We start from the raw sequence: 22,423 nt of genomic DNA, 5'->3' as shown, positions 1-22,423 counted from the left end.
GGCCGCCTATCCGCGCGACGACAGATCCAGCAGACGCCCCTCGAACAGCCGGTCCCGCGATCCGGTGATATGGGTCAGCATGGCCTCGCGCGCCCGCTCCGGCTCGCCATTGGCGATGGCCTGATGGATGGCAGAATGCTCTTCCAGCACGTGGTCAAGACCGCCCCGCACCGTCTGAAGCGACAGGCCGTGGAACTTCATCCCGACCGCAATATGTTCGCGCAGCGCCCGCATCGAGGTTTCGAAATACTGGTTGTTCGCCGCCGTCGTGATCGCCAGATGGAAATCGAAATCCGCATCCTCGCGGTGGCTCCGCCGCTCGGTCGCATCGCGCATGATCTGCAGGCTGGTCGCGATCTCGGCAAGCTGCCGGTCCCCTCGCCGGAGTGCCGCCAACGCCGCCGCCGCCGGTTCGATCGTCAGGCGGAATTCATAGCAGCGCTGCAGATCGGCAATCGTCTCCAGCGGCTGAAAGGCAAGAGGCTTGGGCGCAACCGGCACGTTCACGAAACTCCCCGCCCCCTGACGCGACGTGATCAGCCCCTCCTCGCGCAACCGCATCAGGGCAGCCCGCACCACGGGCCGCGAAACCTGATGCTGTTCGGCCAGAAGGTTCTCGCCCGGCAAGCGTTCCTCGGGACCGAAATCCCCGTTCAGGATGGCGCGGCGCAAGCGATCATGCACCACATCGGCCAAGAGCATTGACTTCGGCCGCTCTGCCCCGCTGCCTGCCTGCCTGTCCTTCCTGATGGCGTTCGCGGGCGTCATGAGCCGATTCTCTCGTTGCACGGGTCCCTCAGAAGATTGGCAAGGCAGTCGGGATGCCCGAAACCGCCCGATTTGGTGACAATATGGAGCGCTCCCGGAAAATCCAGCGCAAGGCTGATCGGCATTCCGGGATGGACTTCGCCGACAAGTTTCAGAACGCCCACGCCCATTGCCCGCAGGCAGGCGGCAGCCGTCTCGCCCCCGGTGAAAAGCAGCGTCCTTCGCCCATTCACGAAATCCCTCGCGACGCTCTCGGCCAGCCGCGCCGCAACCGTTGCACCTTCCGCCCCGGTACCGGGGACCGCCTGAAGGATCACCACATCCGTAAGCGGACCTGTAACCCGGGCCATCCCGTCCGGGGCGGGGATCCAGACTGCCGCAGGCAACGCCTGCCTCAACCGAGCAACCTGTTCCAGCGTGATCGGGTCCTGCGATCCGATCACGAAGGTGCAGGGCGGCTCCAGTCTTGAGGCCGCCAATTTGGGTCCGTCCGCCCCCGTTACCTTGCGCGCCAGCGCAGCCGCCAAGCCACGCGCCCCGGCCAACAGGGCATCGCCACCTTGCGCGACGATGCGGTCCAGATCAGCATCCGTCCTCGCATCCGCGACAGCAACAGCGATCCCCGCACCGCAATCCACCGCAACCGGCAGCGGCTCGGCCAGACCATGGCCGATCACCTGCCCCGCCTCCACCAACCGCCCGAATTCCGGTATGGCCGGGCACAGCACAACACGCCGCATCCCGCGCGCCAAGGCAAGTTCCCGCACCTCGCACGCGACATGGCCTTTCATCCGGCTGTCGATCTTCTTGAACAGCAGCGGAACCCCTGCAAGCGTCCCGGCCGCCTCATGAACCCTCCGGGCCGCCTCTTCCGCCGTCCCCTCACGGCTGTTCAGCGAAACGGCCACCACCTCGGCGCCCGCCGCCAGCGCCGCTGGCAAGGCAGCAGGTTCCGTCGCGACGACGCAGTGTTTGCCGACCGCAACGAAAGGAGCGGCGGCATCCAGCGCGCCTGTCAGATCGTCGGATACCAATGCAACCTGCGGGACCGGCATTCGGGGCAACTCCTCAGAGCTCGACTTAATCCGATAGCCTGTAAAGTTGCAAACAATTTGTAAAACACACCTTCAAGACCCGGGCTGCGTTCCAGCCTGTCTCAACCCTCTGTAGCACTGCGATAGACGTCCAGTACCGCCGCCACCGCCCGCAACAAGACTTCGTGGAACCCGTCCCCACCCTCATCCCATGCGGAAACGCATGGAACGTACTGTCGCAACAGCGGCACCGGAATCCTGCGTCCGGCAAGTCGGGCTTCAACCTCCAGCACCGCGGCCTCCGCCTCCGGCTCCGGCCAGTAATACCGGATACGGTCGGAATAGCTGAAATGCCGCTGCACCCAAAGGTCCCGCGCGTTCCCCTGATAGTGCCGCAGCCAATGCGCAGGCTTGGCCTGCATCAGGGCTTCCATCCGTCGCATCAGGCCGTGTCGCGGCGGTTGGCCCTCCAGAACATCGGCAATCGCGTCCAGACCATACAGCGCCTCGCGCAGAGCGAAGGTCAACCACGGGCCCACCTTCAGAATGGCAAAGCCATCGCTGACCAGATGCCGCAGGGCGGCAGCACTCTGATAATCCGTCGAATGCGCCTCGAACACGACCGAAGGCAGCCCGCCCAGCGCCGACGAAAGGTCCCGCGCCTTTTCAGGGGCATAGGGGATCACGGCATCATGCCCGAATTCCACGCCGGGCTGCACCACCAATGCAATGACCCGCTCAAAGGCGGCCGTCTTCCCGGCGCGCGCAAAAGCCACCTTGTGGACCGCACAGGTTGCGGCAACGGCTTCCGCCTTGGTGATCTGCAGATGATCCAGCGCCTCGGTCGCCCCGCCCGGAACCGGCACCTCCGTCCCGATGACATAGACCGGCGCATGACCCGTTGGAGCATGGGCCTCCGCGACGGCGGCCAGACGCGCCGCACGATCTGCCGTCACACCATCAGTCAATGCGTCCGGCTCCCCCAGACAGCCCATGGACGTATCAAGATGCAGCTTGCCAAACCCAGCCGCCGCGAACTGCGCGATCATCGCCTCCGCCTTGGCCATGGCCTCATCCGCGGGCAGATGCCGCCACGGGTTCGGCCCCAGATGATCCCCGCCCAAAATGATGCGCTCCGCCGGAAATCCCACGCGGGCAGCGATGGTCAGGACGAAATCCCGGAAGTCTGCCGGGGTCATGCCGGTATAGCCCCCCTCCTGATTGACCTGATTGCAGGTCGCCTCGATCAGGACCGGCCCTTGCCGGGAAAGCCCATGACGCAACGTGGCCTCGATCACCACGGGATGCGCCGAACAGACCGATGTGATCCCCGCACGCCGCCCCTGACGCCGTGCCGCGACGATCTCCTGCAAGGCCTGCACCATCAGACAGCCCTCCCCTGCGCAGTGGCGAAGGCCGCGATCTCCTCCAGATGCGCGGCGCCTTCCATCGGCCCCCGCTTGGTCACCGCAAGTGCCCCCGCCGCCGCCGCCAGCGTCAGAGCGCGTTCGATACCCTCACCCCGCAGCCAAAGCGCAACGAAGGCCCCACCGAAACAATCCCCTGCCCCCGTGGGATCGATCTCGTCCACCCGGAAGGCGGGAACAAAGCGGCGCCCCGTTGCGTCATGGTATGTCACTCCGGCCGCGCCCTGCTTATGCACCACGGCGCGGATGCCGCTGGCGAGCAATTCCTCCACAGCACCCTCGGACGTCTGCGCCGCGGTCAGAAGCATGATTTCCTCCCCGCTGGGAAGGAAGAGGTCGGTCAAGGACAGCACGCTGCGCATCGCTTCGGCCACACCGCGCGCACCGAGGATCTCCTTGCGCAGGTTCGGATCGAAGGAAACCGTGCCCCCCCGCGCCCGCACAGCACGCGCCGCCGCGATGTTGAAGGCGATGATGTCCGGGCTGGACAAGGACGATCCCATGACATGCAGATGATCGGCCGCATTCAGCAAGGCCTCCACCGCCGCCCCCTTCGGCAAGGCACCGCAGGCGCTGTGGCGGATGTTGAAAACGAAATCCCGCGCGCCATCCGGGCGATAGCGCACAAAGGCGCTGCCGGTCGGACGGTCGGGATCGATGCCGATGGCCGACACGTCCACCCCGTCCGCCGCCAGCCGATCAAGGTTCACCCGCCCGAAATCGTCATCGCCCACCATCGAGATCATCCCGCAGGGCTGCCCCATCCGCGCCACCTGATCGATGAAGATCGCAGGCGCACCAGACGGAAAGGGGCCGGTCAGGGCTATAGGCACGCGGAACCCATCACCCGGACTGTCGGCCATGATCTCGACCAGTATCTCCCCGGCCACGACGATCTTCTTCACGGCCCCCTCCCCTTTTGCGCTCCGCCCGAAGAAGGGATAGCCACTCCTCTGGCGCAAGGCCATACGATGAAACGAAAATCCCGCAAAAGCAAAGGGCGCGGATTGCCCGCGCCCCTGCCCGATCTTCCGGGGCGAAGCCCTCAGAAGAAGCCCAGCTTGTTGGGGTTGTAGCTGACCAGCATGTTCTTGGTCTGTTGATAGTGATCCAGCATCATCTTGTGTGTTTCGCGCCCGATGCCCGACTGCTTGTAACCACCGAAGGCCGCATGGGCTGGATAGGCATGGTAGTTGTTCACCCAGACACGCCCCGCCTCGATGTTGCGGCCAAAGCGATAGGCCCGGGTCCCGTCACGCGTCCAGACCCCCGCACCAAGGCCGTACATGGTGTCATTGGCGATCTGCAGGGCCTCTTCCTCAGTCTTGAAGGTGGTCACGCTGACCACGGGGCCGAAGATCTCCTCTTGGAAGACCCGCATCTTGTTGTGACCCTTCAGGATCGTGGGCTGGATATAGTAGCCCTGCGCCAGATCACCATTGAACCGCGCGGCATCCCCGCCCACCAGAACCTCGGCCCCCTCTTCGCGGCCGATGGTGAAATAGGACATGATCTTGTCATGCTGCTGCTTGCTGGCCTGCGCACCCACCATAGTGGACATGTCGCGCGGATCGCCCTGCTTGATGGCTTTCACCCGTGCGATGCAGCGCGCAATGAATTCCTCATAGATATCTTCCTGGATCAGGGCGCGCGACGGGCAGGTGCAGACCTCGCCCTGATTGAAGGCAAAGAGGACGAACCCCTCCACCGCCTTGTCGAGGAAGGCATCATCCGCCGCCATAATATCCGAAAAGAAGATGTTGGGCGACTTGCCACCCAGTTCCAGCGTGAAGGGAATCAGGCTTGCCACCGCCCCTTCGGCCACCTTGCGGCCCGTGGCAGTCGAACCGGTGAAGGCGATCTTCGCGATCCGGCCAGACCGGACCAGCGCATCCCCGGCCTCGGCCCCAAAGCCGTTCACGATGTTCAGAACACCCGCAGGCAACAGGTCGGCGATCAGTTCCACCAGCACCATGATGGCTGCGGGCGTCTGTTCCGCAGGCTTCATCACGATGCAATTCCCCGCCGCCAGCGCCGGCGCCAGTTTCCAAGCTGCCATCAGGATGGAGAAATTCCACGGGATGATCTGGCCAACGACGCCAAGCGGTTCGTGGAAATGATAGGCAACGGTGTCATGGTCGATCTCTGACATCGTGCCTTCCTGACTGCGCAGGACACCGGCGAAGTAACGGAAATGATCCACCGAAAGGGGAATGTCGGCATTGACCGTCTCACGGATCGGCTTTCCGTTGTCCCATGTCTCGGCGGTGGCGATGAGGTCTAGGTTCTCTTCGATCCGATCCGCGATCTTCAGCAGGATGTTCGACCGATGCGCCGCACTCGTCTTGCCCCATGCCTCCTTGGCGGCATGGGCGGCATCCAGTGCCAGCGCGATATCCGCCGCGTCGGACCGCGCGATCTCGCAGATCTTGGCCCCGGTGATCGGCGTGACGTTGTCAAAGTAGCGACCGCTGACCGGCGGCACGAACTTGCCACCGATGAAGTTGTCATAACGGGTCTTGAAAGGCGAAGCGATGAGGCCGGCCTGCTGGGTCATCTCGTTCATGGGTTTCTTCCTCCGGAAATGGCCGCCCCCTCGCGGCCTCGAAGGAACCCTGCGCCTAAAATCCGAGTCGCACATCCGGGAGCGGGCATTGGCCCGGCTTGATCTGTCTCAGAACTGCGACAGGTCGCCGAGGCAAAACACGCTCAGCGGCGACCCAGTTTCCGATGCATGGTCGCCCGGCTCAGCCCAAGTGCCCGCGCCGCCACTGAGACATTCCCTTCCGACCGCACCAAGGCCCGCGTCAGGACGGCCCGCTCTGCCTCATCAAGGCTGTCATTTCCCTCCAGCCCAAGAAGATCCGTCACAAGCCTAGGCGTTTCAACCAGATTCCCGACCAACCCAAAATGCTGCCGCGCCGCCCGTGTAGCGCCGATCACCAGATCATCGGCATCCACGGCCAATAGCGCGCCCAGACCACGGTCAAGCCCCGGCACCAGAAGGATGCGCGTCCGCGGGAACTCCAAATGGAACAGGTCCGCCTCCACTTTGCGAGCCACCTCTGCCACGGTCCCCCCGATCAGCCCCGCAACCGCATCCGCCACATCGGAGCGCGCCGTCGAAACATCGATCACCGCCGCAAGCCGCCCGTCCGGCCCATGGACCGGGGCCGAGGAACAGCTCAGCCCGATGTTGCGGGCAAGGAAATGCTGATCGCGATGGATCGTCACCGCCCGCCCTTCGGCGAGGCAGGTGCCGATCCCATTCGTCCCGACATTCGCCTCGGCCCAGACGGTCCCCGTCCAGAGCCCCGCACCCGCAAAGTCACGGTCATCCGCCGCCGCCCCGCGCCGATCCACGGCCACGCCCTGCGGGTCGGCCAGCACGATGCAGGCCCCAAGCCCGCCGACCATCTGGAACAGGCGGTCGAGATGCGGTGCCGCAGCCGGAAGCAGGGCCCCCATCCGCTCCCGCGCAAGCGAGAGCTCCGCTTCGGTGATCCGGCTCTCCGCCCGACGTGAAGACGGATCCAGACGATAAAGCTGCGCCGAGCGTGCCCAGCTTGCCGCAATCGCCGATTTCACGGCCATCCCGGCCGTGATCGCCGCTTCGATACGCGAAACATGCTGTGCAACAGGTGTCGGCATTCCGCCCTCCAGACCACGCGTAGAACACCTCATCGGCTGGGATGCCGATGCGAATGTCCGCCACAGCAGACCGCATAGCCCCGGATGCCGCAACGCGACATTAGGCGTAGGTCCGCCCCGCGTCCGGTCACGCGGGCAAAAGCATCCTTGCCACCATCGCCCCCGGCGCGGAAAGATCACATGTCACTGTGAAAGGCACCCCGATGACCCGACTTCGCCTGCGGATCCTGTTCGATGGCGCGATGCTTGGCCCCGGCAAGGCGGAACTTCTGGAACATATCCGCGAAACCGGCTCTATCGCCGCCGCAGGACGCCGGATGGATATGAGCTACAAGCGAGCATGGTCGTTGGTCGAAGAAATGAACGCGGCATTCCGCGACCCCCTAGTCACCAGTGCGCGCGGCGGCCCCGGCGGGGGCGGCGCGCAATTGACCGAGGCGGGCACGCGCGTCCTTGCGCTCTATGGCCAGATCGTCGTGAGCGCGCAGGCAGCCACGGCGGAAAGCGTCTCCACACTCGAGGCGATGCTGCAGACACCCCAATCAGGCGATATAGCCAAGGAACAATAACGCTTGCCTGCACAGGCGTAATCCGCGCAATATGTTTCGACAAACATATCGATCGGAGATCTCGATGCTGCGCCCTGTCACTCTTGCAACCGCGCTAGGCCTGGCCCTGGCGACGCCGGGCACCGCAGAGGAGGTCGTTGTCTTCGCCGCCGCATCCATGAAGAACGCCCTTGACGCCGTAGCAGCGGATTTCCAAGCCAGAACCGGCAAAACCGTGACGATCAGCTATGGCGGCTCCAACGCCCTCGCCAAGCAGATCATCGAAGGCGCACCGGCGGAAATCTTCCTTTCCGCTGCCGAGAACTGGATGGATGAGGTCGAGAAAGCCGGCCTCATCGCCGATCAGAGCCGCAAGGACATGTTCGGCAACGCGCTCGTCCTCGTCGCTCATGGGATCGCCGCAAACCCTGTGGAGATCGTGCCCGGTTTCGATCTTGCGGGCCTTGTCGGCGAAGGAAAGCTGTCGATGGCCATGGTCGATGCCGTGCCCGCCGGTCAGTACGGCAAAGAAGCGCTGGAAAACCTCGGCATCTGGTCAAGCATCGAAGCCTCGGTCGCACAATCCGAGAATGTCCGTGCCGCGCTGGCATTGGTGGCCACCGGAGAGGCCCCTTTTGGTATCGTCTATGCCTCGGACGCGATCTCCGAAGCGGGCGTGACGGTCGTCGGCAAATTTCCCACCAGCAGCCACGCGCCAATCGTCTATCCCGGCGCAGTCCTGACCAATGCGGCAGACCCGTCCGACCGGGCCTTCTTCGAAGCAATCACTTCTGACAGGGGCGACGCAGAATTCGCGGCGCAAGGCTTTGTCATTCTCGAATGAGCTGTCACGGCATAGGCAAGCTGCGGCTGCCCTTCGCGTTTCGACAGCGGGAATGCACCGGTCACGGCATCTTGGCCATGGCCGACCTCCGGCGTGAACAGCGAAAGTCTGACGCCTCCATCGGGAAGCGCACCTGCATAAACGCCCCGAGCACCAGCGTTCGAACGGAGATCGCTGTTCACATCGGCGCAATCCTTCCGAATCGCTGATGAACTTCCCGATCACTCCCAGCCCTTCGCACGACGACTTTCTGGAAACAGTCGCCCCCCAGAGAACCTTAGCGCGCAACATCGGAAGTTAATGCAACCACGGGTTATCAACGGGGCCGTTGATCGCCTGCGCCATGATCGGCCTTTCGCCCTTGATAACAGCATGCCGGACCACCGCATCGGCGCCAAGCCTGTCGTGAATGGCCATTCGCCGCCAAAGCAAACGACAATCCGCGCCTGCCTTTCGCCGGATCGCCGATACGTGTCGGTCGGAAACAATCTCTCTGCGCCAATCAGCCTCTACCGGCGACAACCAGCGCGGGACACGCCTGTCAGCAGACGCAAAGCGCAACTCCCGACTTTCTTGCGGTTTCTTATGGGGTCTGGGGCCCGGACAGGTCCCAGAAGTTTCAAAAGTATTGATACTGTCCCTCTGTCTGTATCGGGCGACATTCCTGCCCCATGCGGCGCAAGGTGTACTGTGAAGGTTGGTCCGGCATTCCGGCGGACCGATCCGCACGGATGGGGGCACCGAAGCGCAGGCCGTGGGCGGAAACAGGGCCGGACACGGACAGGGCGAAAAGCGCATGCCCCGACCCGGCGGGTCTGGCCATCTCTTCCGCGAAGGCTCGTCAGGGCAGCGCAAGGAATGATGGCAAGGGCGGAAGCTCTTCGCACAAGGCCCGCCATCCCTCATGGGCTGGTGGCGTAGGAGAAGGTGCCGAGTGGGGGCTTTGGCACCGTCTCCCTCCCGCGTGGCGGTCCACCGCCAGCGGGTTCGTGGGTGGGGGGCCTGATCAAAGCGCCTCGCACTGTGTTCGAGTTGATAGGTTGAGGCACACTGCCATGTCGCACTCCATACCCAACACGCGCCGTTCGGCGAACCCGCCGCCTTGGCGAAACCGCGCAGAACGCGCGGTCCAACGTCATCGACTGCCCACTCTTCCCTGACAGAAGGTCATGGAACCGGGCATCGGCCCCCGCCAACCGGGGTCCCTTGCCAATCAGCCCCCCAGGGTCGGAACGCGCCGACCCCCTGCATGTTCACGAGTATCCCTATGGTCAGACTGTTCGCCTTCCCCCCGTTGCACCCCGTGGTGAATCGATCCGGCCCAAGACCTGTTGGGCCCAAAGACAGCGAGCCTGCAATACGCCGCTGCCTTCCCGGTACGACCGGAACCGCCACCCACGCCACCCTGACCCAATGATCTGACCCGCCCGGTATTGGCCGCAAGCGCGACACAGGAGTACCTCCCAATGACCCTTCCCATCACCCCCGCCGACGCAGATCAGGTCAACACCTCGACCGGGGGCTTCCAGTCCCCGCCGAAGCTTCTGCTGCTGGAGGATGGCCGCATCCTGCATGTCTGGGCCAATGACGCCATCTTCGACGACCTGCAGACGATGGAACTGCAGGCGCGCATCTTCAACGCCGACGGAAGCCCGGCGACGGGGCAGATCAGTTTGGGCGCCCTCGGCGCGATCGACGGCTTCGACGGCTATGACTGGGACAACCTTGACCTCGACCGCGCGCAGGATGGCAATGTCGTCATCAGCTGGGTCCGCAACACCGCCGAGAGCGGCAGCGACGAACCGGTCTTCGCCATCCTCGAGCCCACGGCAAACGCGCTGAACGTCGTCACCCCGACCACCGAGATCCAGTCCAACGACACCACGGCCTTCGAAAGCCCGCCGGTCACAACCGTGCTGGACAACGGCAACATCTTCTTCGCCTGGTCCAAGAACGCCACTCTCGACGACATCACCACGATGACCCTGCAGGGGCGCATCTTCAACCCCACGACCGGCACCTTCATCTCGACCGAGTTCCGCATCGGCGATGTGGCCGTCGACGGCACCGACAGCGCCGATGTCCCCAACCTGAACGTCACACAGCTTGCGGGCGGCAACATCGTGGTCACCTGGGCCCGCTCCAATGCCGAGACGGGCTTCAACGAACCCGTCTACACCGTGCTTGACCAGAACGGGAACACCGTCTTCGGCACGACAGAGGTCGAGGGCAACGACAACGAATCCCAACTCACCGTCTGGGAATCCCCGGCCCAGATCACCGCCCTCTCCGATGGCCGCTGGATGGCGACCTGGGCGAATGACGGCTACTCCGACGACTCGAACACCATGACGATCGAGGCGCGGATCTTCAACGCCAACGGCACGCCCGCCACCGGCGATATCCGCGTTGGCAACACCGCCGTCGATGGCAGCGACGGCTTCGACAACCCGAACCTCTCCATCACCGAGATCGGCGGTGGCCGCGTCGTCATCGGCTATGTCGAAACCTACGCCACCGGCACGACGACGCTTCCCACCTTCACCATCCTCGATTCCGCGACCGGCGCGGCCATCGTGTCGGATGTGCAGATCCCCGTTTCGCCCGATCATCCCTGGGCGGGCCCCCCGGTGATCGAGGCCTTGGGCGACAGTGGCTATTTCGTCGCCGTCTATGCCGATGGCAATCAGTTCTCCGGCGGGGCGACGGGCCTGAATTACCGCGTCTTCGATAATGACGGCCAACCGGTCAGCGGCGAGGTACCGCTGACCTCGGCAAACTCCGCATCCGGCCTGTCCGGCCTCGACTTCTTCGACTGGGATCAGGTGGATGTTCTGTACAACCCCACCAACGGCTCCTTCACCGTAAGCTGGGTAGGCCAGAGCGACGGTGCCAGCACGGGGGTCTACACCTCGGGCCCGATCGATGTCAGCACCCTCACGGGCAATGGCCCCGGTCCCGTCGACGGTACGGACGCGGCCGAGTCCATCGGGGTCGGCTATGTGGATGCTGACGGTGATCAGATCGATGGCACCGATGGCCTTTCCGATACCGTTCTTGCGGGCGCAGGAAACGACACGATTACCGCCGGAGCGGGGGCCGACACCATCTTCGGCGGCGCAGGCGACGACCGCATCGTCCTTACCGACATCGACAATACGTCCGACCTTCCCACCGGCGGCCCAGCCTTCGACGACACCAACATCCCCGTACCGACCGCAGTCAACACCTCGACCGGGGGCTTCCAGTCCCCGCCGAAGCTTCTGCTGCTGGAGGATGGCCGCATCCTGCATGTCTGGGCCAATGACGCCATCTTCGACGACCTGCAGACGATGGAACTGCAGGCGCGCATCTTCAACGCCGACGGAAGCCCGGCGACGGGGCAGATCAGTTTGGGCGCCCTCGGCGCGATCGACGGCTTCGACGGCTATGACTGGGACAACCTTGACCTCGACCGCGCGCAGGATGGCAATGTCGTCATCAGCTGGGTCCGCAACACCGCCGAGAGCGGCAGCGACGAACCGGTCTTCGCCATCCTCGAGCCCACGGCAAACGCGCTGAACGTCGTCACCCCGACCACCGAGATCCAGTCCAACGACACCACGGCCTTCGAAAGCCCGCCGGTCACAACCGTGCTGGACAACGGCAACATCTTCTTCGCCTGGTCCAAGAACGCCACTCTCGACGACATCACCACGATGACCCTGCAGGGGCGCATCTTCAACCCCACGACCGGCACCTTCATCTCGACCGAGTTCCGCATCGGCGATGTGGCCGTCGACGGCACCGACAGCGCCGATGTCCCCAACCTGAACGTCACACAGCTTGCGGGCGGCAACATCGTGGTCACCTGGGCCCGCTCCAATGCCGAGACGGGCTTCAACGAACCCGTCTACACCGTGCTTGACCAGAACGGGAACACCGTCTTCGGCACGACAGAGGTCGAGGGCAACGACAACGAATCCCAACTCACCGTCTGGGAATCCCCGGCCCAGATCACCGCCCTCTCCGATGGCCGCTGGATGGCGACCTGGGCGAATGACGGCTACTCAGACGACTCGAACACCATGACGATCGAGGCGCGGATCTTCAACGCCAACGGCACGCCCGCCACCGGCGATATCCGCGTTGGCAACACCGCCGTCGATGGCAGCGACGGCTTCGACAACCCGAACCTCTCCATCACCGAGATCGGCGGCGGCCGCGTCGTCATCGGCTATGTCGAAACCTACGCCACCGGCACGACGACGCTTCCCACCTTCACCATCCTCGATTCCGCGACCGGCGCGGCCATCGTATCGGATGTGCAGATCCCCGTTTCGCCCGATCATCCCTGGGCGGGGCCCCCGGTGATCGAGGCCTTGGGCGACAGTGGCTATTTCGTCGCCGTCTATGCCGATGGCGACCAGTTCTCCGGCGGGGCGACGGGCCTGAATTTCCGCATCTTCGACAAGGACGGTCAGCCCGTCACCGGAGATGTCTCCCTCACCTCGGCCCTTGCCGACTCCGGCCTGTCCGGCCTTGATTTCTTCGACTGGGATCAGGTGGATGTTCTGTACAACCCCACCAACGGCTCCTTCACCGTAAGCTGGGTGGGCCAGAGCGACGGTGCCAGCTCGGGGGTCTACACCTCAGGCCCGATCGATGTACGCAGCCTTACCGGGGTAGGCGTCTCCCCCGACACGAACCTCGAAGTGGTTGTCGGCGGTGAAGCCAACGAGACAACGGGGGACCTCCTCGATCTCTCCGGCAGCACGCAAAGCCTGAACGTCGACTTCACGGCCCCCGAGAGCGGCACCGTGACCGAAGTCGCGACCGGCGACCGCCTGACCTTCTCCGAGATCGAACGGCTGCAACTCGGCGCCGGCAATGACACGGTTGTCGGGGCGGCAGGCAACGACAGCGTGATCGCGGGGTCTGGCAATGACTCCCTCTCTGGGGGGGGCGGCAATGACACTTTCGCAGGTGGAGCCGGCAATGACACCATGCGCGGCGATGGCGGCGATGACACGCTTCTGATCGAGTCCGGTTTCGGAACCGACAGCATCGTTGGCGGCGAAACCTCCGAAGTGAACGGCGACACCATCGACGCCCGTCCAATCACCGAGAACCTCACCGTCACCCTTTCCGAGCCCGAGGCAGGTACCATCACCGGCGCATCCGGCACGGTCACCTTCTCCGAAATCGAGAACATCCTTCTGGGTTCAGGCAACGACACCGTCAACGGTGGCGGCGGAAATGAGGACGTCGATGGCGGCACCGGCAATGACAGCCTTGTCGGCAATGCCGGAAATGACAGCCTGACGGGTGGCGACGGTCGCGACACGCTCGACGGCGGGGCGGACAACGATCTCTTGGACGGCGGGGATGGCAATGACAGCCTGATCGGCGGTGGCGGTGCAGACACGCTTTTCGGCGGTGATGGCAGCGACACGCTTGTGGGCGGTGCAGGAAATGACTCGCTTCAGGGCGGAGCCGGGGATGACGACTTCCTCCTTGCCGCAGGCGATGTGGCAACCGGCGGGGCCGGGGATGACGAATTCCGCTTTGATCCCACCCTGTCCGGGGCTGGCACCGTTATCGTAACGGGTGGCGAGGCCGAAGAAGAACCCCTTATCGACCCGACGAACAACCCGTCGGGTCGCATCGGCGACGTGCTTGATCTGCGCGGCCTGACGGGTGTCACTGTCACCTATGACCAAACCGATCCTACATGGGACGGCACCCGCTCCGAAGCCGGGACGGCCACCTATCTTAACGATCAGAACCAGCCGGTCACGATCCAGTTCAGCCAAATCGAGGCAGTCCTCCTATCGGCCGATGGCACTGTCGATGGTACCGACGGCAATGACGACATGCCCGTCGGCTATACCGATCCGCAGGGCGACCAGATCGACGGCACGGACGGCCTCGACGACACGATTCTTGCCGGCGGCGGCAATGACACGGTGAACGCCGGTCAGGGTGATGACAGCGTGTTCGGCGGCAGCGGCGACGACAACTTGAACGGTGCCTCCGGCGACGACGACATCTTCGGCGGACTCGGCAACGATGTGCTCTCAGGCGGCATCGGCGAAGACAGCCTCGTCGGCGGGGTCGGTGAGGACACCCTCTCCGGCATGGCCGGGAACGACACGCTGGAAGGCGGCGACGATAACGACACCCTCATCGGCGGAGCCAACAACGACCAACTCTTCGGGGGGGAAGGTGCCGACTCGCTCGAAGGGAACGACGGCGAAGACACCCTCTCCGGCGGTGAAGGTGCCGACAGCCTCTTTGGCAATTCCGGCGATGATGAATTGCTGGGCGAAGGCGACAGCGACAGCATCGTCGGTGGCGACGGGCGGGATCTTGCCTTCGGTGGGGATGGGGCGGATTTCATCAATACTCGCGCCACCGCTGCGACGCCGGACGATGCCGGTCCATTCTCCGATCCCGACCCCAATGATGATCGCGACACGGTCTTTGGCGGCGCGGGCAATGACGTGGTCCTTACCGGCGATGACGCAGACCTCGTCTATGGTGACTCAGGGAACGACTCGATCGATGCCGGTGTCGACAACGATACCGTCTATGGTGGCCAGAACGACGATACTGTGATCGGAGATGAGGGTCGCGACCTGATTTATGGCGACGCGGGCAACGACCTTCTCTACGGCGGCGCAGATGGTGACTCTCCTGCCGATCTGGTCAATGTGACCGGGGCCGACCCGCTGCCCACCAACAATGCCGACACTGTCTTCGGCGGCGAAGGCGATGACATCATCTTCGGCTTCGATGACAATGATAGCCTCGTTGGCGGAGACGGAAACGATGTGCTGGATGGCGGCATCGACGATGACACGCTTTCGGGCGGGATCGGAACGGATCGGCTGATCGGCGGTCAGGGCAACGACCTCCTTGATGGCGGGGCCGAGAACGACACGCTTCAAGGCGATGCAGGCAATGACACATTGCGCGGCGGCGAGGGCAACGACACGCTCACCGGCGGTTCCGGTGCCGATGTCTTCGTCGCGCAGGGGGCCGACCTGATCACCGACTTCGATGCGGTTACAGGAATCCAGGGCACTCCGGGGGCCGCGACGAACGACAATGACTTCGTCGATCTGTCGGCCTTCTACAACGACATGACCCTTGCCGCCTACAACCTTGCCAATCCGGGCGCGACCTATTCCAACCCGCTGGAATGGCTGCGTGCGGATCAGGCCGATGGCGTGCTGCAAGGGGCGGCCAACCTGCGCCTGCAAAACGGTGGGTCTGCGGTGGCAGCGAACCAATTGAACGTCGAGAATACGGCGGTCGTCTGCTTCGTGCGCGGCACACGCATCCTCACAGCAGAAGGCGAACGCCGGATCGAGGAACTTCATCCCGGCGACCTGGTGATGACACTCGATCACGGCTACCAGCCCATCCGCTGGATCGGGTCCAGCACCGTCGCGGGCAAAGGTCGCTTTGCCCCGATCGTGATCGAGGAAGGCGCGCTCGGAAACACGCATCGCCTCGCTGTCTCGCCACAGCACCGGATGCTGCTTTCCGGGTGGCAGGCCGAACTGCTCTTCGACGAAGCCGAAGTTCTGGTCGCGGCCAAGATGCTCATCAACGATCGGACGATCCGACAGGAGGAACGCGCAGAGGTGGAGTACTTCCACATGCTCTTCGATGCGCACGAAATCGTTCTCGCGGAGGGCGCGCCATCGGAAAGCTTCCATCCCGGCCACGTCGGTTGGGGCGCGCTTGCCGAAGCGGCACGGCATGAGATCCTGTCCCTCTTCCCGGAACTGGAAGAGCTGGGCTTCGAAACCTATGGTCCGGCAGCACGCCGCAGCCTGACTGCCGCCGAGGCCCGCGTCGCTCGCGAGACGCTGCTAGACCAGACGCCGTTGCGAGCAGCCGAATAGGCTCAAACATAGTCGAGATAGAGGGGCGGCCCAGCACCACCGGGCCGCCCCGTCCCATTTTCTGCTGGTTGCACGAGACAGGCTTCGTCTGGCTCTGTTGCACAAATCGCTTGTGAGGATTCATGTTGTGAATCCAGCGTGATAGCTGGGGTACATGAGCAGACCCACAGCCCCAACCTACAAGACCCGGAACTGGCCAGCCTACAACAAGGCGCTGAAGCGCCGCGGCTCGCTGACGATCTGGTTCGATCCCGCCATGACGTGGGAGGCCGCGCCGACCGGCAAGCGCGGGCGGCAGCCCGACTACAGCGACGCCGCCATTCAGACCTGTCTGACGATGAAGGTTCTATTTGGCATGGCGCTTCGCCAGACGACCGGGTTCGTTGAGAGCCTGTTGCAACTGATCGGCCTGAACTGGGCAGTTCCGGATTTCAGTACGCTGTCACGGCGCCAGAAGACCCTGCAGGTGAACATCGCCTACCGCGGGTCAGACGGTCCCTTGCACCTGCTGGTCGACAGCACGGGCATCAAGGTCGAAGGGGAAGGCGAGTGGAACGCCCGTAAGCATGGTGGCAAGAAGCGACGTGTGTGGCGCAAGATTCACGTCGGGATTGATGAGAAATCTCTGGAAATCCGGGCGGCCGAGTTCACGACCAGCGACGTGGGCGATGCGCCCATGCTCCCCGAGTTGCTTGACCAGATCCCGCCCGACCAGGAGATCGCGACCGTCACCGCCGATGGCGCCTTCGACACCCGCAAATGCCACGACGCCATCGCCGACCGGGGTGCCGCCGCCATCATCCCGCCGCGGAAGAACGCCAAACCTTGGAAACCTGACACCGTCGGTGCAATCGCACGCAATGAAATCCTGCGCACATCAAAACGCGTCGGACGAACCATCTGGCGACGATGGAGCGGCTATCACCGCCGAAGTCGTGCAGAGACCAAGATGCACTGCGTCAAGCTCTTGGGGCAGCGGCTATCCGCTCGGGACTTCGACCGTCAGGTCGCGGAGTTCCAGGTCCGTGTCGCCGTCCTCAACGGCTTCACCGCGCTCGGCATCCCCGTCACGGAAGCCGTGGGATGAGTCTGTCCGGGGTAAGGGGAACCTTGGCCTTCAGCTGATTTGTGCAACAGAGCCACGGCGTGGACCTCGGCACCAATTTCTCAGCCGAGGCGCACTGTTCTCGATCAGCGGTACTGTCTCATGATTGAATGGCCCTTTGAGTTCCAGCGTGTTCAAGACGCCCTCGAAAGGCGGACCATGACGGGCCAGGAAGCAGCGCGCGAAATCTTCGTCGCCAGGCGGAAGCATGGCCCGCCCTGGCACTGGAAGAACTAGAAGCGCACCAGGGTTCAGTTCCTTGGTTCGGAATGCGCAACATGCGGCGCCGACCATGAAGCTGTGCTTGTCCTTCAGCACACGGTGAGAATACCCCGCGTTCAGCCCTATTTGGACAAGGCAAAAGCCGAATATGAGGCACGGGAACCTGCCCACGACTATCGCGCTGAGTTGCGGGAGGAATGCTATGCGATCCGTGACGCCGTCGTCCCGGAAATGCGCGACTGCTGCCCTCTGTGCTCGAGCCTGTCGATTCAGTTTCGCAAGAAGGCGGGAACGTGGATCTGCAACAGTCCAGTCGGGCGGGGCTATTGCGGTCACGTCTTCGAGGTTCCAGCGAAAAAGGAAGCCCTGACCGCGGCCCAGAAGCGCGGGATCCGCGCGCGAAAATATATGGCCTGGCGCGAGAAGGCGACGAACTGGGACGGAGACTGGAAGCGCGGAGCGATTCTCGCTTGGCTTGTTGATTTCAGGGAGTATCTGTCGCTGAAGCACACTAAGACGCTGTGTAAGCGTTGTGCTTTCCTGGAGGACATGACTGATCTGAAGCCATGCCTCGAGTGCGGATTTGCGTTCTCAAGGACCGAGACTGCGTGTCCCGACTGCGGCCGTGAGGTCGCCGAGGCTCAAGCTGACAGCGCAGAGGGAGAGAGGGATGACGGCCCGACCCAAAACGATGACGATTGAGATCGATGAGGAGCTGCACGCGTTCCTGGCGTCCATGGTGAGCGACGCAGGGCCCTACCATTCCGTCAGCGCCTATGTTGAAGACCTGATCCGGCGTGACATGGCAAGTCAGGAAGTGGCGGCCTTTACGCAACTGCAGGTGGAACTTGTCGCTGGGTTCACCGCGCCGGAATCCAGCTACCATCCTTCCTCCGCCGCGGAGGTGATCGCGCGCAATCGCATTTGACGGATCAGCCGTTTTTCGTGCTCCGGGTGCCATCCGTTCCAAGGTTCATCGAACGGCAAAATCCGCCTATGGAACAGTCGTGCGGAGAATAGCAGGTCTAATCTCCGCAAAATCTGCAGTGATTAAACATGATGACGCCGTTGGGTGCGGGTCTGCGCAGATTGCTTGAAGCTGAGCCGCATGTTACAAAACCCAGGACAATAAGCACTCACGTCCGAGGTTTTGTAACGATGCTCACTACGGATCAGGGCCAGCGCGCCCGCATGGTCGACTACATGGAAGCCCATGCGCCAGCCCGTTCAAGGGATCTGGCATCCATCGGCGTGAGCGGAACCACCATCGCGCGAGCGGTGGCAGATGGCGTGGTGGTACGGATCGGACGGGGACTGTACCAGCTTCCCGATAGCGAACCAGACCTGCATGCAGGCCTGATCGACATCGCCAAACTCGCTCCCAAGGCCGTCATCTGCCTGACTTCGGCACTGTCCTTTCATCAGCTGACCGACCAACTCCCAAGGCGGGTGTGGATCGCCATCGGTGCCAAGGATTGGGCGCCAAAGATCGAATACCCCCGCGTCCGCGTCGTGCGTTTCCGTGAACCCTACCTGACCAATGGCGTCGAGACCCACCGCATCCGGGAGGTGGAGGTGCGGGTCTATTCCATCGCCAAGACAATTGCAGATGCATTTCGGAACCCGAAGCTGGTGGACCGGTCGGTTACCATTGAAGCGATGAAGGCCGCCCTGAGCGCTAGGAAGGCAACGGCAGGCCAACTTGCCGCCGCCGCTCACGAGAACGGCGCATGGAACCAGATGCGCCCCTATCTGGAGGCCCTGACATCCAATGGCTAAGCAGCCCAGGGATATCGCGGCATCTGTGCGTCAGCGTCTGCTGAACCTCGCCCGCGCGGAAGGTCAGCTGTTCGATGTCGTCCTGGTGGCTTTCGGTCTCGAACGACTGGTGTACCGGCTGTCGGTCTCCGAGTATCGCAACCGCTTCGTCCTGAAGGGGGGCATGCTCGTCACCTTGTGGACAGCCGACACCGGGCGTTTCACCCGGGACATCGACTTCCTGGCGTTCGGCTCAGATGAAGAGGCCGAACTCAAGACCGCGTTCTCGCAGATCCTCGCCATCGATGGAGGCGATGGGCTGGTCTACGACGTCGCCAGCCTTACCGCCGTCGCTATTCGGGAAGACCAGATCTATGGCGGGATGCGGCTCCGGACTGATGCATATCTCGGGAGCACGCGCATTCCGATCACCGTGGACCTCGGCTTCGGCGATGCCTTGGCCGATCCGAAGTTCGAAATCGAATATGGCTCGCTGCTGGACTTTCCTGCCGCATCGATCCGCGCCTATTCACCGGCCACCGTAATCGCAGAGAAGTTCCAGGCCGTGGTCGCGCTGGGCTTGGCGAGCAGCCGGATGAAGGATCTCTATGATCTCTGGACGCTGCCGAAGTCCGTCAACATCGACATGGACGACCTCGCTGTGGCGATCCGAGGGACCTTCGCTCGACGCGACACGATTGTTCCAGCTGCCTGCCCTGTCGGGCTGTCCGCGGAGTTTTCGACCGATCCGGCGAAGATGATGCAGTGGAAGGCCTACTCGGAGGGCACGGCTCTTGAAGGACGGCCACTTGCGCAGGTCACCGCGGAGATCTGGGAGTGGCTCGAATCCGCATGTAGCGAGGCCGCGTGTTGACCACCTTCCCGGCGATCATCTGGGCCCTCGATGGGGGCCTCGTGTAACGTTGAGTTGTTGTTGAGGTAAACGCGTTTGCTTATACGTGAGCGAAACGCTCAACATTTAAGTCTTTGGTCTTATTCGGGATTTTGGTTGCGGGGGCGGGATTTGGCTTGTGCCGAACTTCTGTTGTTTTGGGCGACCTACAGTATCAACCTGCGGCCTTCAGGTTATGAGGGCTACCCATCCCTCTAAAATAAGCCCGTGATTTCCGTTTGTTAGACGATTTTCGAAGTCGCAACGTCGGCGTCGTGTCGCACGGAGCAGCCGCAAACCATTGGGACGAAACGGGAATCAGACCGCGCTCAGTTCTCGAACTGGTTCACCAAGACCGCCTTCTTCAAATCTCCGCCGCGTGCATTGAACCGTGGCGCGAACCCTTCGATCAAGATCGCTTCGAAGGAGGCGAGCAGCAAGTTCAGATTGCTTTCCCCTTGCGCCTTGAACTCCCACCTTGGCGACAGTCGTCGCGCTTCATCCTTCTCGGTCTTCAGGTTGAACTTGTCGACTTCCATGAAGCCGAACCACGAAAACAGGCTCCAGCCGTTCCGATACACGCCCTGCCGATGCATGTTGAGACGGTCGCCAATCGCCTGACCGCCCGCTGAATCGCGCCGGGTCAATCCTGCCTGGCCGGCATAAACTGGATGCAAGGAGTCGTCGTAGAGTACATAGACCCCTTTCTGACCCCAGAAATTCATCTGGAGCTTCCGTCTGTCAAAGTTCGCAGCAACCTTCCCCTTCCCCATCCAGCCTCCCGGCTGGCCGAGAAGTTCCCGCGCGTTCCATTCGATCAGATCTTTCCGCCAATACAGCCCATAGAACTTGATGAATCCGGAGTCGCCAGCAGGTTCCTCGCGGGTCAGGACCACGTCCTCGTCGTTTTCATCGGGCGCATCGGGTGCAATGTTCATGTCAGGCGATTTCCAAAGGACTTTAACCCAATGGATACCTTGCGTATTCTCCCCTGTCACCCCAGCAGCTTCGCCTCCACCATCGCCATGGCCTTCTGGTGGTCGGGTGACGGGAACAGGTGGCCGTAGCGTTCCATGGTCATCTGGATGGAGGAGTGGCCCGCGAAGGTCATCACCTCCTTGATCGAGAAGCCCTGCTCGATCCACAGCGACACGGCGAAGTGGCGCAGGTCGTGCCAGCGCATCGTGACCTCGACCTTATCCAGCAGCTTGCGGAACCGGGCTTGGGTCTTGGTGTGCTGGAGGATCCCGCCCTGCGGCGCGGGGAAGACGAGGTCGAGGGCGTTCTTCGGGCAGCGCAGTTTCCAGCGGCGCAGGGCGTTCAGCACCATGGGCCCGGCCGGGATGTCACGGAAACCTGCTCGCGATTTCGGCTCGCCCATCTGGTTGTAGGCGTCGGCGCGCTGGCGGATGTGCAGGAAGCCCTTGTCGAAATCCACATCGGTCCAGCGAAGACCCCGCAGTTCGGAGGCGCGCAAGCCGCCCAGCGCCGACACGATCAGATGCGGTTTGAAATCCTCGTCGGCCGCCTCGATGAGGGCGCGGATCGCTTCCTTGGTCGGCACCGGGGCTTTGTGTTCGATCCGGCTGGACTTGATCACCCGCACCCCTTGGGCGGCGTTGGTGAACAACTGGCCATTATCGATGGCGTGGTCGAGCAACAGCTTCAGCACCGACAGCGCGCGCCGGGTCAGATGCTCGGACCGGCCGTTCAGCAGCATGCGGTCGCGGAACTCGTTGACGTGGCGGCGAGTCAGTTGGGCGATCAGCTTGTCCCCGATACCGATGTCGGGCGCGGTGATGTGCAGGCGCACATAATCGCTGTAACCGCGCAGGGTGGACCGCTCCATCCGCCGCCCCGTCTTGCAGCGCACCTCGCAATGGTCGAGCCACGCCTTCGCGGCATCGGCCACTGTCGTGCTGTCGCTGTCGGCCAGGTAGGTGTGGTTGGCGACCAGCGAGCGGACCTTGACCAGATAGACGTCGGCGTCCTTGCGGCGCGGGAACAGCTTTGACCGCCGCTTGCCCGCTTGGTCGGTGAAATCCACCTGCCACCGAACCAGGCCCGAGGGCAGCGTGCGTTTGCGGATCGTGGCCATGATTTCCTCGCTCTAACAATGGGTTGATCCGGTCAGCCTGCGGTGTTGCCATGGGTCTGCCGAGTTGGCGAGGGGAAAGACCGGGCCGGATACCTGTTTTGGACTTTTACTCTGAAACCATCTTGTGCGCCAGTAGTTTTGGAGTTATGGTCCGAAACACCCCGAGGAGACATCTGCG

16 protein-coding genes are annotated in these 22,423 nt (G+C 63.1%); 8 read left to right on the top strand and 8 right to left on the bottom strand.

Features of this window, described 5'->3' with window-relative positions; translation table 11 throughout:
- Window positions 1–6 precede the first annotated feature (6 nt).
- The 6 genes from TabM4_RS07660 to TabM4_RS07635 all read right to left on the bottom strand — a co-directional run bounded on the left by TabM4_RS07660 (window position 7) and on the right by TabM4_RS07635 (window position 6,880).
- Entirely contained in the window at window positions 7–768 is a 762-nt protein-coding gene (locus TabM4_RS07660; RefSeq protein ID WP_434620713.1) for a FadR/GntR family transcriptional regulator, read from the bottom strand.
- A complete protein-coding gene (locus TabM4_RS07655; protein WP_434620710.1) occupies window positions 765–1,823 on the bottom strand; it encodes a four-carbon acid sugar kinase family protein in 1,059 nt (352 codons plus the stop codon). The genes TabM4_RS07660 and TabM4_RS07655 overlap by 4 nt, the downstream gene beginning before the upstream one ends.
- Window positions 1,824–1,924: 101 nt before the next feature.
- Window positions 1,925–3,187 carry a D-tagatose-bisphosphate aldolase, class II, non-catalytic subunit gene (locus TabM4_RS07650; RefSeq protein WP_434620707.1) on the bottom strand — a complete coding sequence of 421 codons (1,263 nt, stop codon included), beginning with the start codon at window positions 3,185–3,187 and terminating at the stop codon, window positions 1,925–1,927.
- On the bottom strand, window positions 3,187–4,134 hold the full coding sequence (locus TabM4_RS07645; RefSeq protein ID WP_434620704.1) for a tagatose kinase: 948 nt from the start codon (window positions 4,132–4,134) through the stop codon (window positions 3,187–3,189). The genes TabM4_RS07650 and TabM4_RS07645 overlap by 1 nt, the downstream gene beginning before the upstream one ends.
- A 140-nt stretch (window positions 4,135–4,274) precedes the next feature.
- On the bottom strand, window positions 4,275–5,795 hold the full coding sequence (gene exaC / locus TabM4_RS07640) for an acetaldehyde dehydrogenase ExaC (RefSeq protein WP_434620701.1): 1,521 nt from the start codon (window positions 5,793–5,795) through the stop codon (window positions 4,275–4,277).
- Between the two features lie 143 nt (window positions 5,796–5,938).
- Window positions 5,939–6,880: a helix-turn-helix domain-containing protein gene (locus tag TabM4_RS07635; protein WP_434620698.1), complete on the bottom strand. Its 942-nt coding sequence runs from the start codon at window positions 6,878–6,880 to the stop codon at window positions 5,939–5,941.
- A gap of 203 nt (window positions 6,881–7,083) precedes the next feature.
- On the opposite strand from TabM4_RS07635, the gene TabM4_RS07630 reads away from it, so the two are divergent.
- The 8 genes from TabM4_RS07630 (at window position 7,084) to TabM4_RS07595 (ending at window position 20,129) form a co-directional block, all read left to right on the top strand.
- Window positions 7,084–7,449: a winged helix-turn-helix domain-containing protein gene (locus TabM4_RS07630; RefSeq protein WP_434620696.1), complete on the top strand. Its 366-nt coding sequence runs from the start codon at window positions 7,084–7,086 to the stop codon at window positions 7,447–7,449.
- A 64-nt stretch (window positions 7,450–7,513) separates the two neighbouring features.
- Window positions 7,514–8,272: a molybdate ABC transporter substrate-binding protein gene (gene modA, locus TabM4_RS07625; protein WP_434620693.1), complete on the top strand. Its 759-nt coding sequence runs from the start codon at window positions 7,514–7,516 to the stop codon at window positions 8,270–8,272.
- 1,466 nt (window positions 8,273–9,738) lie between these two features.
- Complete coding sequence (locus TabM4_RS07620; RefSeq protein ID WP_434620690.1) at window positions 9,739–16,170, top strand: Hint domain-containing protein; 6,432 nt, start codon at window positions 9,739–9,741, stop codon at window positions 16,168–16,170.
- Window positions 16,171–16,324: 154 nt separating this feature from the next.
- Complete coding sequence (locus TabM4_RS07615; RefSeq protein WP_434613568.1) at window positions 16,325–17,257, top strand: IS5 family transposase; 933 nt, start codon at window positions 16,325–16,327, stop codon at window positions 17,255–17,257.
- Window positions 17,258–17,575: 318 nt separating this feature from the next.
- Entirely contained in the window at window positions 17,576–18,199 is a 624-nt protein-coding gene (locus TabM4_RS07610) for a hypothetical protein (protein ID WP_434620687.1), read from the top strand.
- Entirely contained in the window at window positions 18,189–18,425 is a 237-nt protein-coding gene (locus TabM4_RS07605) for an addiction module antitoxin (RefSeq protein WP_434620684.1), read from the top strand. Before TabM4_RS07610 ends, TabM4_RS07605 begins: the two co-directional genes overlap by 11 nt.
- Window positions 18,426–18,655: 230 nt before the next feature.
- Window positions 18,656–19,276, top strand: a complete 621-nt coding sequence (locus TabM4_RS07600; RefSeq protein WP_434620681.1) for a type IV toxin-antitoxin system AbiEi family antitoxin domain-containing protein — start codon at window positions 18,656–18,658, stop codon at window positions 19,274–19,276.
- Window positions 19,269–20,129 carry a nucleotidyl transferase AbiEii/AbiGii toxin family protein gene (locus TabM4_RS07595; protein WP_434620678.1) on the top strand — a complete coding sequence of 287 codons (861 nt, stop codon included), beginning with the start codon at window positions 19,269–19,271 and terminating at the stop codon, window positions 20,127–20,129. Before TabM4_RS07600 ends, TabM4_RS07595 begins: the two co-directional genes overlap by 8 nt.
- A gap of 347 nt (window positions 20,130–20,476) precedes the next feature.
- Here TabM4_RS07595 and TabM4_RS07590 read toward each other — a convergent pair whose 3' ends face one another.
- A complete protein-coding gene (locus TabM4_RS07590) occupies window positions 20,477–21,085 on the bottom strand; it encodes a hypothetical protein (RefSeq protein ID WP_434620675.1) in 609 nt (202 codons plus the stop codon).
- 56 nt (window positions 21,086–21,141) lie between these two features.
- On the bottom strand, window positions 21,142–22,245 hold the full coding sequence (locus TabM4_RS07585; protein ID WP_097031243.1) for a site-specific integrase: 1,104 nt from the start codon (window positions 22,243–22,245) through the stop codon (window positions 21,142–21,144).
- Window positions 22,246–22,423 lie beyond the last annotated feature (178 nt).

Origin of the sequence: Tabrizicola sp. M-4, assembly GCF_051132405.1 — a bacterium.
Classification (GTDB): domain Bacteria; phylum Pseudomonadota; class Alphaproteobacteria; order Rhodobacterales; family Rhodobacteraceae; genus Paragemmobacter.
The sequence above is the reverse complement of the archived record's forward strand: the minus strand, read 5'-3'. Positions and strand labels throughout refer to the sequence as shown.

Bases quoted from the DNA above. Each gene is read 5' to 3' on its own strand.
- TabM4_RS07660 (WP_434620713.1), bottom strand. From the start codon at position 768: ATGACGCCCGCGAACGCCATCAGGAAGGACAGGCAGGCAGGCAGCGGG.
- TabM4_RS07655 (WP_434620710.1), bottom strand. From the start codon at position 1,823: ATGCCGGTCCCGCAGGTTGCATTGGTATCCGACGATCTGACAGGCGCG.
- TabM4_RS07650 (WP_434620707.1), bottom strand. From the start codon at position 3,187: ATGGTGCAGGCCTTGCAGGAGATCGTCGCGGCACGGCGTCAGGGGCGG.
- exaC (WP_434620701.1), bottom strand. From the start codon at position 5,795: ATGAACGAGATGACCCAGCAGGCCGGCCTCATCGCTTCGCCTTTCAAG.
- TabM4_RS07635 (WP_434620698.1), bottom strand. From the start codon at position 6,880: ATGCCGACACCTGTTGCACAGCATGTTTCGCGTATCGAAGCGGCGATC.
- TabM4_RS07630 (WP_434620696.1), top strand. From the start codon at position 7,084: ATGACCCGACTTCGCCTGCGGATCCTGTTCGATGGCGCGATGCTTGGC.
- modA (WP_434620693.1), top strand. From the start codon at position 7,514: ATGCTGCGCCCTGTCACTCTTGCAACCGCGCTAGGCCTGGCCCTGGCG.
- TabM4_RS07620 (WP_434620690.1), top strand. From the start codon at position 9,739: ATGACCCTTCCCATCACCCCCGCCGACGCAGATCAGGTCAACACCTCG.
- TabM4_RS07615 (WP_434613568.1), top strand. From the start codon at position 16,325: ATGAGCAGACCCACAGCCCCAACCTACAAGACCCGGAACTGGCCAGCC.
- TabM4_RS07605 (WP_434620684.1), top strand. From the start codon at position 18,189: ATGACGATTGAGATCGATGAGGAGCTGCACGCGTTCCTGGCGTCCATG.
- TabM4_RS07600 (WP_434620681.1), top strand. From the start codon at position 18,656: ATGCTCACTACGGATCAGGGCCAGCGCGCCCGCATGGTCGACTACATG.
- TabM4_RS07595 (WP_434620678.1), top strand. From the start codon at position 19,269: ATGGCTAAGCAGCCCAGGGATATCGCGGCATCTGTGCGTCAGCGTCTG.
- TabM4_RS07590 (WP_434620675.1), bottom strand. From the start codon at position 21,085: ATGAACATTGCACCCGATGCGCCCGATGAAAACGACGAGGACGTGGTC.
- TabM4_RS07585 (WP_097031243.1), bottom strand. From the start codon at position 22,245: ATGGCCACGATCCGCAAACGCACGCTGCCCTCGGGCCTGGTTCGGTGG.